1 protein-coding gene is annotated in these 1,035 nt (G+C 61.2%); it reads left to right on the plus strand.

Annotated features, from left to right (window positions below):
* A partial coding sequence (ltrA, locus tag J2Z79_RS18160; RefSeq protein WP_209468314.1) for a group II intron reverse transcriptase/maturase occupies positions 1-1,035 on the plus strand: 1,035 nt, incomplete at both ends.

Below are 1,035 nucleotides of genomic sequence, written 5' to 3' on the forward strand. Positions count from 1 at the left end.
GGACGACGGAATGACTGGTGAGCAGGAGCCGGGGAAGGTGATACCGGTTCCGAAACGACGATACTACAGCCTGATTGACAAGGTGTACGAGCTCCGCAACCTGTACGAGGCGTGGCTGGCAGTGAAGCGGAACAAGGGCGCAGCCGGGGTCGACCGGGTGAGTGTTACCCGGTTCGAGAAGGACCTGGAGCGCAATCTACGGCGACTACACCAGCAACTGCGGGACGGGACGTACAAGCCGCCGCCGGTGCGGCGGGTGTACATTGACAAGGCGGACGGAAGTAAGCGACCACTGGGGATCCCTGCAGTGGCGGACCGAGTGGTGCAGATGGCGACGGTGCGGGTGTTGACCCCGATCTTTGAGGCGGAGTTTCTCCCGTGTAGTCACGGTTTCCGGCCAGGGCGCTCGACCCGTACGGCAGTTGCGATGGTGGAGGAGTACCGCAAGCAGGGGTTTCGCTGGGTGGTGGACGTGGACTTCAAGTCTTACTTCGACACCCTGGACCACGAGGTACTGATGGCGAAGGTGAAGGAGAGGATCACCGACGGGCGCATCCTCGGGCTGATCCGCTCGTGGCTGACAGCTGGAGTCATGAGCGACGGAAACCTGACCTACCAGACCACGGGGACGCCGCAGGGGGGCGTGATATCCCCCCTGTTGGCGAACATCTACCTCCACAGTCTCGACTCTGCCCTCACCAACTGGGGGTACAAGGTCGTCAGGTATGCGGACGACATGGTGGTGCTCTGCCCGAGCCTGAACAAGGCGAAGACGGCGTTGGGACTCCTGAAGCAGATGGCGGAAGGTGAGCTGAAGTTAACGCTCCATCCGAAGAAGACGCGGCTGACCACTTTCGGCCAAGGCTTTGACTTCCTCGGGTTTACGTTTAAGCGCCAACACCGAGTGGCACGCAAACGTGCCCTGGAGAAGTTCAAGGAGCGAGTGAGGGAACTCACGCCCCGGCAGACGCACCTTACCCTGAAGGAGGTAATTGCCAACCTCAACCCGCTGATCCGGGGATGGGGCAACTACTT

The organism is Symbiobacterium terraclitae (assembly GCF_017874315.1).
In the GTDB taxonomy this organism is placed as follows: Bacteria; Bacillota; Sulfobacillia; order Symbiobacteriales; family Symbiobacteriaceae; genus Symbiobacterium; species Symbiobacterium terraclitae.